A 12,544-nucleotide genomic window follows, 5' to 3' on the forward strand; every position below is an offset into this window, starting at 1 on the left:
ACGCCGGCCGCACGGTGCATGCGCAACGCAGGCCGCTGAGCGAGCGGCCTGACGGCATTGCTGGATACCGTGTGCGACTTGCCTGGCAAACGCGCTGCGAGGCGATCCCGTCTGCCAGGCGCCTATGGGCGTGCAGCCACCACCGCAGCGGGCCGCCGTGGCAACGCCGACAGATCCGGCACAGTGCCGCCCCGTGCTGCACCGGTATGCTCGACGGCTGATCACGCCTGGGAGGGCATTGCATGACACGACCGTGCTGGACGACACGTGGGTTGATGGCGCTGATCGGCGCCGCCTGTGCACTGAGTGCCACCGCCGCAGAACGCGCGGCGACGCCGGCGGCCCCGGCGGCGGAGGGCACGCGCCAGGTGGCGCCCTTCGCCTTGCCGGTGTCCGAGTACCTCAGCCGGGCCGCGCGTGCGCATGTGCAGGCCGAGGTGGCGCGTGCAGACCCCCTGGCCAAGGCCGACAACGCCACCTTGCTGCAGCAGCTGCCGCGCATTCGCGCCGATACCGAGCGCTGGGCCGAAGGCGTGGTTGCGCAGCTGCGCACGCGCTATCCGGTGGAGGTGACGCGTGAGCGCTGGAACGAGGTGCCGGTGTTGCGGGTAGAGCCACGCACACGCACGCCCGAACAGGCCCGGCGCCTGCTGATCGAGCTGCATGGCGGCGGATTCATCATGGGCAGTGCGCAATCGTTCGGGTTGATGGAAGCCATCCCGGTGGCGGCGATGACCGGCATGACGGTCATCGCGGTGGATTACCGGATGGGCCCGGAGCACCGTTTCCCGGCGGCCAGCGAAGATGTGGCCGCGGTGTATCGCGCCGCGCTCCAGCGGTATGCGCCCGAGCGTATCGGCCTGTTCGGCTGCTCGGCCGGCGGTGTGCTCACCGGTGAGTCGCTGGCGTGGTTTGCCAAGGAGCGCCTGCCGATGCCGGCGGCAGCAGGCATGTTCTGCGCGGCCGGCGATGCGCGCTATCGGGGCGATTCGCGCTATGTGGCCGCCGCGGTCAACGATGCCTTGTTGCCCGACGCCGCGGGGCAATTGCCGATCATGGAAGACCTGTACTACGGCGAGGGCGTGGACTTCCACGACCCGCTGGTGTCGCCGGTGTTCTCCGATGCAGTGTTGCGGCAGTTTCCGCCCACCTTGCTGATCACCGCCACGCGCGCGGCAGAGCTGAGCACGGCCGCGTACACGCACTCGCGCTTGATCGACCTGGGGCGCGAATCGGACCTGCATGTCTGGGACGGCCTGGGCCACGGGTTCCATTTCACCGAGAACTTGCCGGAAAGCCAGCAGGCCCTGCGCGTGATGGCGCGCTTTTTCAGCCGCCATCTGGGGCTGCCGCCGCCGCCATTGGCAGCGCCACTAACGCCGCGCTGACGCCGGCTAGGCACCTTGCTTACATCTGCTGACCTAGCTTGAGGCCGACTGGGTGCGGTACACGCCGCACCAATCATTGAAACAGGAGAAATCGGATGAGTCTGCAAATTCCTCAGGGTGCCTTAGTCGTGGTGGCCGACGGCGGCGAAGCGCGTTGGTTCACTAATACCGGCAACGAAGCCAAGGTCGTGCTGCGCCAGCACGCGCGCACCGACGTGCAGAACGTCGACGACGATGGCCCGGCCGGCAAGGCACCGCAGGATCTCACCGAGGCAGACCTGGACGAGATGACGTTCGCCAAGCAGCTGTCCAAGGCCTTGAACGATGGCGCATTGAAGCAGGAGTACACGCACCTGGTGCTGGTGGCCGACCCGACCACGCTGGGCCGCGTGCGCCCTCTATTGCATAAGGAAACCCAGCAGCGGCTGGTTGGCGACCTGGCCAAGGACCTGACCAACCTGCCGCTGGAAGACATCCAGCGCGCGCTGTCGTAAGCGTCAGGCGCAGCGCCTGCAGCGCATACGCACGCCGCCGGCGCCCGGCACCTGATGTACGCCGCGTACACTCCGGTACCCGGGCGCCGGTACATTACAGGTGCGCCTGCGCGCAATGCTGTGTTCTCACTCAGCGTCACGGAGACAGTGCAGATGGGGTTTGTTCGCGACTATGCCACGCAGGCACCGGAGCGCAGCGACGTCGAGGCGCATCGCGGTGTGCAGGTGCTGGAATTCGGTACCGATTGGTGCGGGCATTGCATTGCCGCACAACCGCTGCTGCAGAAACTGCTGGGTGGCTTTGATGCAATCGAGTACCGCAAGGTCGAAGATGGAAAAGGGCGCCCGCTGGGCCGCTCGTTCCGCGTCAAGCTCTGGCCCACCGTAATCCTGTTGCGCGATGGCGAAGAAGTCGCCCGCGCGGTCCGCCCGCAAACGCGCGAGGACCTGCAGCCGCTGTTGTCGGCACTCGACCTCGGTTAATTGCTGACCTCGGCTAATTGCCGTAGGAGCGCACCTGGGCGCGAAGGGCATTATCGATACCGCCGTCGCGCCCGGGTTCGCTCTTACAGGCCGCGCGCGCAGTGGTGTGCGTGTGGATCGTCTGCAAAACCCCGCAAAAAAGACCCCAAATCCAACGCCATGTGCAGTCGCGTCTGCAGCGATCTGCACGCTGGTGTAACATGGCGGACTGATCAAGCCCTTGGGCATACGCCCATTTCGTTGGTCATCTGTCCCGCAGCGCCGCTGAGTTGACGCGGCCGTCCGGGAATGCCTCCGGCCACTCCAGTGCATGTGCCTGTGCCGTGTATGCGTGATGTGCCGTGTCCTGTGCAGGTGCCGGGACGTGCGGGTAGCGGTGGCCGCAAGCCAGTCTGGAGACCAAGCTCATGCACGACACGCGCGCGATCCGTTCGCATTTCGGTTGGTTCAAACGCCGCCGCCAGCTGCACCTCGACGAGGTCACCGTGGTGGACCGCAGCATGCTGCGCAGGGCGGTCGGCGCCGCTGCGCTGGGCAATGCGATGGAGTGGTTCGACTTCGGCGTGTACGGCTACCTGGCGGTGACGCTGGGCCAGGTGTTCTTTCCGGCGAGCAATCCCACGGCGCAGCTGATCGCCACCTTCGCCACCTTCACCGTCGCGTTTCTGGTGCGGCCGATTGGTGGCATGGTGTTCGGCCCGCTGGGCGATCGCTACGGGCGGCAGAAGGTGCTGGCGGCCACGATGATCCTGATGGCGCTGGGTACCTTCAGCATCGGTCTGATTCCGTCCTACGACCGCATCGGCCTGTGGGCACCGGCCCTGCTGTTGCTGGCGCGCTTGCTGCAGGGGTTTTCCACCGGCGGCGAATACGGCGGCGCGGCGACCTTCATTGCCGAATACGCCACCGACCGTAACCGCGGCCTGATGGGCAGCTGGCTGGAATTCGGCACCTTGGGCGGCTATATCGCCGGCGCCGCCACCGTGACCGCGTTGCACATGAGCGTGACCCCGGCGCAGATGCTGGACTGGGGCTGGCGCGTGCCGTTCCTGATCGCCGGGCCGCTGGGCTTGCTGGGCCTGTACATGCGCATGAAACTGGAAGAAACCCCGGCCTTTCGCGCCTACACCGAGCAATCGGAACAGCGCGAGCGCGAAACCGCCGGCCAGGGCCTGATGACCTTGCTGCGCCTGCACTGGCCGCAGCTGCTCAAGTGCGTGGGGCTGGTGCTGGTGTTCAACGTCACCGACTACATGCTGCTGACCTACATGCCCAGCTACCTCAGCGTCACCATGGGCTATGCCGAGAGCAAGGGCCTGCTGCTGATCATCCTGGTGATGCTGGTGATGATGCCGCTCAATATCGTCGGCGGCCTGTTCAGCGACAAGCTGGGCCGGCGCCCGATGATCATCGGCGCCTGCATTGCGTTGTTCGCGCTGGCCATCCCGTGCCTGTTGCTGATCGGCAGCGGCCACGACGGATTGATCTTCGCCGGGCTGATGCTGCTGGGCCTGGCGCTGGTGTGCTTCACCAGTTCGATGCCGTCCACGCTGCCGGCGCTGTTCTACACCCCGGTGCGCTACAGCGCGTTGTCGATCGCCTTCAACGTGTCGGTGTCGTTGTTCGGCGGGACCACGCCGCTGGTGACCGCCTGGCTGGTGGAACGCACCGGCGACCCGCTGGTGCCGGCGTATTACCTGATGGGTGCGGCGGCGGTCGGCCTGGTGACCATGCTGTTCGTGCGCGAGACCGCCGGCCTGCCGCTGCGGGGTTCGCCGCCGGCGGTGGCCAGCGATGCCGAAGCGCGCGCGTTGCTGCAGTCCGACAGCCCGGTGACGGTGGATGCGCAGTTGCCGGTGCCCGCGGCACCGTCACTGGGCCAGCCGCGCACGGCCTAGCGGCGCGGCGCGCGACTAGCGCACCGGGCTGCGGGGGTCGGGCACGTCCGGATAGGGCGTGCCTTCCCCGGTTTCGACGTAACGCTTGAGGCTGCTGCCCAGGAAGTACTGCCAGCCCTGCGAGCAGGCGTCGAAGCATGGCGACTCGCGGTACCCGGACTGCACGAACTCCACCCGCGTGCCCTGGCTGGTGGAGATCAGATCGAAGCGCATCACCGTGCCTTCCCAGGCCAGGGTGTCGAGCATGTTGGAGCGCTCGCAGTGCCAGCACACCAGCCGGTGGTCGGCGCCGTCGTCGATGCGCAGCTCCACCTGCCAGCCGTGCCCGCTCCAGTCCAGGCACACGCGGCCGTCCACCAGCCGCACCTCACGGGTCCACCAGCGGGCCAGCTGGGTGGGCTCGGACAGCGCGGCGGACACCACTTCCGGCGCGGCGGCAATCACGATGCTGTGGCGGATCTCACGGTTCATCTGGTGGGCATTGCCGGCGTGGACGCCGATGATCGCGCATTTTGCCGGCACCTGCAGCGGTAACGAAGTCTGCGCACGCCGCTCGTAAGACGCTCACGCGAGGCTGGGTACCATCGGCCCAGGCCCCTTACGAGCGAGAGCAGGCATGACGACGCTTCCGATACCGGTGATGGACGCTGCCGCGCAGCGCGATCTGGCCACGGCCCACGCATTGCTGGAAAACCCCGGTGTTGCGGCGCAACTGGCCAATGCGCTGGGCGCGCCGATCGAGAGCCTGATCACCAGGCGGCTGCCCAGGATGGTGACCCGCAGCATCGACGGGGTGACCCGCCGCGCGCTGCAGGTGGCGATGAAGTCGGCGCTGTTGAGCCTGCGCGGCAAGACCGAGCCCCTGCAGCCGGCGTCCACCACGCGCCACACCATGGCAGTGGCGGTGGCCGGCGGCGCTGGCGGGTTTTTCGGCCTGCCGGGGTTGATGGTGGAGCTGCCGCTGACCACCACCGTGATGCTGCGCTCCATTGCCGACATCGCGCGTGCCGAAGGCGAATCGCTGCAGGACCCGGAGACCGCGCTGGCCTGCCTGGAAGTGCTGGCGCACGGCGGCCGCAGCGTGGTGGATGACGGCGCCGAGTCGGGCTATTTCGCGGTGCGTGCAGCGATGGCCCAGCAGCTCAGCGCCGCCGCCCGCCACGTGGCCGCGCACGGCTTTGCCAGCAAGGGCGCACCGGCGCTGGTGTCGCTGGTCGCGCGCGTGGCTGCCAAGTTCTCGGTCAACGTGGGCGAAAAACTCGCCGTGCAGGCGGTGCCCCTGGTCGGCGCGGTCAGCGGTGCCACGCTCAACACCGTGTTCATGCGCCACTTCCAGGCGATGGCGCGCGGCCATTTCATCGTGCGCCGGCTGGAACGGCAGTTCGGCGAAGAGGCAGTGCGGCGCGCGTACGAGGCGTTACCTGCGGCGCGGTGATGCGGACCACGTCATGCGACGCTGACAATGCGTGCGTCTTTACTGTGCAAGACGTATTGCCGGTGCGGCCGACGTGGGTAACCTGCGGCGCAGGGCAACTGCATCGAGTTGTGCAGCATCCTGCTGCTGAGCGGTTGTCGCTGAACATTTCCGCTACGCGATAATTGTCTTCACCACTACAGATTCTGATCATGACCAAGCCCTTTTCGCCTGCCTCTGCGCGTAACCGCGAGCCGATTCTGGATGTGTTGCGTAGGCACTTCGCCGATCGGCAGCACGTGCTGGAAATCGGCGCAGGTACCGGACAGCACGCGGTACATTTCGCCGCGGCGATGCCGTGGTTGCAGTGGCAGGCCAGCGACCACGCCGATCATTTGCCGGGCATGCAGCAATGGTTGGATGAAGCCGCGCTGCCCAACACGCCGCAGCCGATCGTCCTGCAGGCGGTGCTGACGCCGACGGCTGGTTTGGCGCCACTGCCGGCCTTGCCCGTGCTGCCCGATGGCCAGCGTGGTTTCGATGCGATCTACAGTGCCAACACCTTGCACATCATGGGCTGGCCGCAGGTGCAGGCCTTGTTTGCAGGCTTACCCGCAGTAATGGCGCCGCAGGCAGTGCTGGCGGTGTATGGGCCGTTCAATCGCAATGGGCAATTTACCAGCGACAGCAATCGCGCCTTCGACGCGATGCTGCGCGAACGCGACCCTGCATCGGGCATCCGTGATGCCGAAGCGGTGGATGCGCTGGCAGCATCGGTTGGGTTGCAGCTGATCGACGACGTAGCATTGCCGGCGAACAATCATTGCCGCGTGTGGCGACGCGGGTAGCCTCCGTCGCGTCGGGCGAAGCGAGGTAAAGCCCGGTCGATCTCCGAGCAAAGGCCATGCATCGGCGCACAGACGCGTCATCGACACGCCGGAAAATCCCAGCCCCTCGCGGTGTCGTGCAGGCCTCAAGGTGCTCGGACACACGAGGCTGTCGACCACACGCTCCCTTCTCCCTCCGGGAGAAGGTGCCCGAAGGGCGGATGAGGGTTCGGGCGAAGCCTGCAGTGCGTGCCAACCAGGCTTCGCCCCAATTCCCGCTCCGCGCCCCGGCCCGCGCTGGCAGCGGAGGCACTCCAACGCACACGCGCCAATGCCGCGCAAGCGATTCTCGCCCCAAGTGACGGCCGTGAACCTCTCGCACTGCGCCGCTTCCTGCCGGCGATGTGCGGCGCGCGCAGCAAAGGGCATCAGGGCTGGGCTGTGCGTTGAACCGACCCAGGCCCGCAGCGACACAGCGACCGCGCGTGCCCAGCAGTGGCGCGCGTGAAGCCAGCGCACACCGGCCACGCGCGGGGTGACGCCTACCCCTGCCTCCCCGCAGGCACCGGGCGATCCGCACGCCACCGCTCCAGCCACCACAGCAGCGCGGCGGCCACTACAAACCCCAGCCACCACGGCCAGCGCGGGCCGGGCTGCGGTGCGGGCTGCGCCTGGCGGGTGGCATTGCTGGGGGTGACCAGCGCCCGGGTGGCGTCGCGTTGCGTGTTGGCAGACAGCGCGGGGGCGTCGGCGGGGGCACGGATGTAAAGGGCACCACCGCGGTGCGCGTCCTGCCAGCGATACCAGCCGGTGTGCTCGGGCCAGAGGCCGGCGCAGGCAGACGGTCCGGTGGCCGGGTCCGGTGGCAAAGGGGCAGTGGTGCCGTCGGGCGCCTGCAACTGCGCTGCGCTGCCCAGGTTGCACACGCCGATGCGCTGGTTGCGCCAGCCGGTGCGAGTGGCCAGGCGTGGTGCGGGGTGGGCGCGGGCCAGGGGCGAGAGCGTCTGGCTCCACAGCGCGGCGTGCAGTGCGGGGTGGCCCTGCAGCACCAGGCGGTAGCTGTCGGTGAGGGCGATCAGGCCGATCCGTCCGCGCCCATGCGCACGCCACCACGCCGATGGCGTGCCGTTGGCGGTGCGCAGCACGGCGATGGCATCGTCTGCATCGGGCACCAGGGTGCGACGTTCCAGCACGGGCAATGCCGGCGCTGCGCTACCGCCGGTCCCTGTAGCGGGTTGCTGCGCCATCGCCGAGGCAGGCTGCGGCGCAAGGGCGGCCGCCATCTGCATCGGCGCGCCGGCGTCATCGCCACGCAGCGGCAGACCAAGCTCGGCAACGGCGCTGCGTTGTGCGGCATCCAGCGGGCCGGTTAGGCGCAGCAGCAGGCCAAGACCACGCTCGACGGCGGCGCGCAGGGTCATGCGTTGCGCGCGCGACAGCGCGGCCAGGGCACGTTCGTCGATGACCAGCAGGTCGGTGCGGTCCAGCGTGGAGGCGTCCAGCACCCGTGGGGCGTCGCCCAGCTGCGCGCCGCCGCCGGTGGCGATCTGGGTGTGCAGCTGCAGGCCGGCGTCGTGTGCCCAGCGGCGCAGGTACTTGAGCTCCGGCTGCGGCGCGCCGGCAAGGATCCACAGGGCGGCGGCAGGCGTATCGACGGTCGACACCGGCACATCGGCCCGGTCGCGCGGGCGCCCGTCCGGGCCAAGCACGCGCACCACGAAGACGCTGTCGCCGGCGGCGCGCACGCTGCCGGTGAGCCGGAAGCGTCCGGCGCTGTCGGGGGCGACCAGATCCACGCGGCGGCCGGCCGGGTCCAGCAGTTCGACGGTGGCTGCGGGCAGGCCGGTGATGCGGCCAGCGATGGCCACGTCGTCACCCGGCGCCGCCAGAGGCGGGGTGACCAGCTCGGTCAGGCCCGGGGTGGGGGGCGGCGGCCTGTAATGCAGCGGCCAGCCACGTGCCGCGTCGCGGTCGCGCGCAGGCAGGCCGGCGCCAACGATGCGCAGCCCGGTGGTGCCGGGATGGCGGCGCAGTGCGGTGGCCAGATCGGGCATGCGCTCGGCGTGGCGCAGGCCAGGCGGTGCTTCGGGCAGCGCGATGAGACGGTCGCCGGGCGCCAGCGCGAGCGAGGCCATGCCGGCGCCGGCGGTGGCCACCACCAGGGTGCCGCTGCGGCCGGGGAGTGGCGGCGGGAGCAGCGTGCAGTACAGCAGCGCGGCGCACAGCGGTTGCAGGGCGAGCAGGGCGGCCTTGCGCCAGCCGGCGATGCGCGCAGCGCGCAGGCGCCACCACGCCAGCAGCGTGATCAGGGCCAGCAGGACGATGACGAACCAGGCCGGCATCAGCGGCGCTCCTGTGCGTGCAAGGCATCCAGATACCGCTGGCCGCCGGCATCGGGCGCCGCGCGCGGCTGCACGGCGGCCGGTGGGCGCACCAGCACCGGCCAGAGCAGCGCGCGCAGGTGCTGCCGGCAACGGGCGCAGTCGGGCGTGGCACGCAGGGTCTCGACGGCGGCGGCCAGATCCAGCGGCGCATCGAGCTGGCGCTCGTGGGCGGCCAGCCAGCGCGCGAAGGCATCCAGCGCGGCGGCATCGTGCATGGGTGCGGCCTCGCCCAGGGCCTGCCACAGCGCCATCGGTTGCGGGTCGGGGCGGGTGCGCGCATCCAGCGCATCGGGGCCGGGACCGATGCCATCGCGCTTGCCGCTCATGCGCCGGCTGGGGTCGATCGGCGGCAGCTGCGTGCCGACCCGCGCCAGGTAGATGCGCTCGGCCTGCTGCACCTGCTTGATGAAGCCCAGCGCCTTGTTGGCGAAGGGCAGGGCGCGCTCGGGGTGGCCCTGGCGCAGCTCGCCTTCGGACTGCCACATCTGGTCCAGCGCAGCGCGCAGCAGGGCGCGGGTCTGCGGGTCGAGCAGGGTGGCGGCCTCGGCGTGATCGTGGGTATGGCCGTACTCGGCCAGCACGTTTTCCGCCTGGCCGAAGCTGCTGCGCTCGGGCCGGCCGTTGCTGCCGCCGTGATCGTGGTCATGGTCGTCCAGCGCGGCGGCGCCGGGCTCGGCGGCGCTGGCCTTGTCGTGGTCGGCGTGGGCATGCCCGGCGTGCGTGTGGGTGTCTGCAGCAGCGGCGGGCGTGCTTGGCGCATCGGCAGTGGGCATGTCGGCGGTCGGCAGGTCGTCGGCCGGGGCGTCGCTGGTGGGTGGCGCGTCGGCAGTCGGCGGACCTTGCGGCGCGCCTTCGCTTTCTTCGCCCAGAAATTGGCCGTAGCGCAGCCGCAGCAGGCGCTGGTCCACGCCGATGGCGTCGGAGCGCTTGAGGAACGTGGCCGCGTCCAGGCGCGGCTGTTCCTTCAGCAGCGCCTGCGCGTCGATGATGATCTGGCGCTGGCTGCGGAAGTACGCCGGCAGGGTCTGCTTGACGCTGGCCTCCAGGCTGGTGGCCATGGTCTGCTCCGGCGGCGGCCAGCGCAGGATCACGCTGGCGCTGCGGCCTTCCTGCGGGCCGGGCTGGCGGGTGTCGTGGACGATGAGTTGCGCGATCAGGTCGTCGCCGGCGGCCATGCCCAGGGCCTGCGGCTGCAGGGTGGTGGCGAAGCTGCGGCGGGTGGCCGGCCCGCTGCCGGTAAGCGCGCGGCGCTGGGTGGTGAAGGTGATGTTTTCGCCGCTGCCCTGGGCCAGGGTGAGCCGCAGCTCGGCGCTGGCGGCCACGGCGTAGTCGTCGCTGGCTTCGAAGCGCAGCGCCCAGGGCCCGTTGGCCGGCGTCCACAGCACCAGGCTCTGTTCGGGCGCGAGCACGCGCACCTGCGGTGGGCGGTCGGGCAGCACGTCCAGCCGATGCAGTTGGCGGTCGGCCGGGGCGTTGTCGATCAGGATGCGATACAGGCTGGGGCGTTCGGCGATCCAGTGGCCTTGCCAGTGGTCGCTGCCGCCTTGCCGGGCAAGCGGGATCAGGCGGCCGTCGCTGAGCCGCAGCGCCACGCTGCGTGGCGCCGGGCTGACCTGCAGTTGCCAGTCCAGCCGGGTGCCGGCGGGCACCTGCGCATCCAGCCCAGGCAGGCGTGCCGCCGGCAGGCCGGTATACGCGGGCGGGCTGCTGTGCAGCTGCGCCTGACGCAACACTGGGGCGCCGCGACCGGCGCGCGCCGCGGCCACGCGGTCGCTGCCTGCGGCAGGCGGGTGCGGGCGCGGCGGCCACAGCAGGAGCGTGCCGCAGGCGATCAGCCCCAGCAGGCTCCATGGCCAGGCGCGCCGCCACGGCCAGGCCGGGCGCAGATCGCGCGGGCTGCTGCGCAGGCGCTGCTCCAGGCGTTGCCGTTGCAAGGCCTGGAGCGGACCGAGCTGGCTGAGCGGGGCGAACAGCAAATCGCTGCTGTCTTCCAGATCGGTCTCGCGGTCCAGCCGGCGGATCAGCCAAGCCTGGTCGAGCCGACGCGCCTCCAGCGCTGCCACGCCGAGCACTGCCAGCAGGCCCAGGAGCAGCAGCGGAATCACCGCTGCCGGCGCACCGGCCCGCCACGCCAGTGCCGCCGGCACCGCCGCCAGCGGCAGCCCGAACAGCAGCACACCTGCGGCCTGGCGCCGCCGTGCCGCCCGCCACGCCTGCTGCAGTGCCGGCGTGCTCATGCGGCGTTGGCCCGGCGCGGCGAGGTGGCGAGCCAGCGTTCGAGCGCGAACAGCAGCAGCACCAGGCCGATCAGCCACGGCGCCAGCGGCCAGGGTGCGGTGCTCAGGCGCGTAGCGGCACCGCGCTGCGGTTGCTGGGTCTGCGCCAGCGCGCGCTGTGGTGTGGGCGCCGGCTGCAGGGTGTCGTGCAGCCGGGTTGGGAAATCGGCCTCCAGCAGCGCGGGCAGTTGCTGCGGCTGCAGCGGCGCAGCCCACCGCAGCACGCGTCCGCGGCCGAGTGCTGCGGCATCGATCACTGGTTCGCCGGAGGCCGCCTGTTGCACCGGCTGCAACGTGGCGGCGAGGTCGGCCGGGAGGGGTGTCTGCGCATCCACCAGCAACTGGCCGCCGGCCGCGACCCAGGCCATCACCGGCGCGGGCGGGGCGCTGTGCGGCAGCCAGGCCACCACCGTGCCGGGAGTCCAGCGCGCCGGCTGGGCAGCGGCCGGCGTGCCCACTGCCAGGCTGCCCGGCAGCGCCCAGGCGGCATGCACAGCGCGCAGATAGCGCAAGGCCGGTGCGGCGGCGTCGTCGGCAATCGCCTGCAGGCGCAGCGGCGCAGCAGCGGCGGGCGCCGTCACCGGTGATTGGCCGGGCACCACGTGCCAGCGCACCTGGCGCGATAACTGCAGGCGTTGCGCATCCAGCGGGCCCCATTGGGCCGGTACGATGACGCTGAGCGCGGCGCCCGGCGGCAGGCTGGCATCGAGTTCGCGCAAAAGGCTGGAGACTGGCTGTGCGGCATTGGCGGGTGTGGCGGATGTCGTCGGGGTATCGGCATTCGCATCTGCATTGACCGGCGGGAAACCCGGTGCCAGCCACACCCACTGCGCGTTCGCGGCGTGGCCGAGCTGGCGTGCGGCGGCCATATCGACCCCCGGGCTGAGCGCGACACGCGGGCGTGCATCGTCATGCTCGCGCATGGCCGGCTCGGCCAGCAGCAGCGCGACGGCGGCCAGCAGCAGCAAGCGCACCAGCAGCAACGGCAGCTCGTCCAGGCGCACGCGGTGACGCGGGCGCGGCAATGCGCGCAACCAGCGCAGCGCGGCAAAGTCGGTGGGCCGGTGCTCGCTACGCCGTGCCAGATGGATCAGCAGCGGCATCAGCAGGGCCGCCAGTGCGGCCAGCCCGGCGGGGAAGAGCAGCAGCAGGTTCACCGCCATGCTCCGGCGTTGCCGCAACACCGCCGTGCAGCGGCCGCGCTGCACGAGCGTGGACGGTGCCGCGGCGCGGCGGGAGTGCTGGCCGCTGACCGGCTGGCCGCCAACCACGCGCGCCGCACGGCGCACTGCACCCGCACGCTCATCGCGTCATGCCCCGGGCAAACACCTGGCGCAGGGTGGCGTCGGGCGGTGCATCCAGATAGTGCACGGCGTGCGC

General features: G+C 70.5%; 10 protein-coding genes. 6 read left to right on the forward strand and 4 right to left on the reverse strand.

What is annotated here, in order from left to right; genetic code table 11:
• Nucleotides 1-242: 242 nt before the first annotated feature.
• From OZ10_RS09930 to proP, 4 genes are all read left to right on the forward strand, one after another.
• Nucleotides 243-1,388 carry an alpha/beta hydrolase gene (locus OZ10_RS09930; RefSeq protein ID WP_039564693.1) on the forward strand — a complete coding sequence of 382 codons (1,146 nt, stop codon included), beginning with the start codon at nucleotides 243-245 and terminating at the stop codon, nucleotides 1,386-1,388.
• Between the two features lie 95 nt (nucleotides 1,389-1,483).
• Nucleotides 1,484-1,882: a host attachment family protein gene (locus tag OZ10_RS09935; RefSeq protein WP_039406470.1), complete on the forward strand. Its 399-nt coding sequence runs from the start codon at nucleotides 1,484-1,486 to the stop codon at nucleotides 1,880-1,882.
• A 153-nt stretch (nucleotides 1,883-2,035) separates the two neighbouring features.
• Nucleotides 2,036-2,365: a thioredoxin family protein gene (locus OZ10_RS09940; protein WP_039564695.1), complete on the forward strand. Its 330-nt coding sequence runs from the start codon at nucleotides 2,036-2,038 to the stop codon at nucleotides 2,363-2,365.
• Nucleotides 2,366-2,772: 407 nt separating this feature from the next.
• Nucleotides 2,773-4,263: a glycine betaine/L-proline transporter ProP gene (proP, locus tag OZ10_RS09945; protein ID WP_039564697.1), complete on the forward strand. Its 1,491-nt coding sequence runs from the start codon at nucleotides 2,773-2,775 to the stop codon at nucleotides 4,261-4,263.
• 15 nt (nucleotides 4,264-4,278) lie between these two features.
• On the opposite strand, the gene OZ10_RS09950 is transcribed toward proP, so the two are convergent.
• Nucleotides 4,279-4,734 (reverse strand): SRPBCC family protein, encoded by a 456-nt coding sequence (locus OZ10_RS09950; protein ID WP_039406505.1) that lies wholly within the window; start codon nucleotides 4,732-4,734, stop codon nucleotides 4,279-4,281.
• A gap of 145 nt (nucleotides 4,735-4,879) precedes the next feature.
• Between OZ10_RS09950 and OZ10_RS09955 the strand changes: the two genes are divergently transcribed.
• The gene (locus OZ10_RS09955; protein ID WP_139051302.1) at nucleotides 4,880-5,698 is read left to right on the forward strand and encodes an EcsC family protein; all 819 of its coding nucleotides are present in this window, start codon (nucleotides 4,880-4,882) and stop codon (nucleotides 5,696-5,698) included.
• Nucleotides 5,699-5,862: 164 nt separating this feature from the next.
• On the forward strand, nucleotides 5,863-6,525 hold the full coding sequence (locus OZ10_RS09960) for a DUF938 domain-containing protein (protein ID WP_039564698.1): 663 nt from the start codon (nucleotides 5,863-5,865) through the stop codon (nucleotides 6,523-6,525).
• A 521-nt stretch (nucleotides 6,526-7,046) separates the two neighbouring features.
• Here OZ10_RS09960 and OZ10_RS09965 read toward each other — a convergent pair.
• Genes OZ10_RS09965 through OZ10_RS09975 form a run of 3 tightly spaced genes read right to left on the reverse strand, consistent with a single transcriptional unit; the run spans nucleotide 7,047 to nucleotide 12,321 of the window.
• Nucleotides 7,047-8,846, reverse strand: a complete 1,800-nt coding sequence (locus OZ10_RS09965) for a hypothetical protein (protein ID WP_052210011.1) — start codon at nucleotides 8,844-8,846, stop codon at nucleotides 7,047-7,049.
• Nucleotides 8,846-11,125: a hypothetical protein gene (locus tag OZ10_RS09970; RefSeq protein WP_039564699.1), complete on the reverse strand. Its 2,280-nt coding sequence runs from the start codon at nucleotides 11,123-11,125 to the stop codon at nucleotides 8,846-8,848. The genes OZ10_RS09965 and OZ10_RS09970 overlap by 1 nt, the downstream gene beginning before the upstream one ends.
• Complete coding sequence (locus OZ10_RS09975; RefSeq protein WP_039564703.1) at nucleotides 11,122-12,321, reverse strand: BatA domain-containing protein; 1,200 nt, start codon at nucleotides 12,319-12,321, stop codon at nucleotides 11,122-11,124. Before OZ10_RS09975 ends, OZ10_RS09970 begins: the two co-directional genes overlap by 4 nt.
• Nucleotides 12,322-12,544: the final 223 nt, after the last annotated feature.

The organism is Xanthomonas cannabis pv. cannabis (assembly GCF_000802365.1).
Taxonomy (GTDB): domain Bacteria; phylum Pseudomonadota; class Gammaproteobacteria; order Xanthomonadales; family Xanthomonadaceae; genus Xanthomonas; species Xanthomonas cannabis.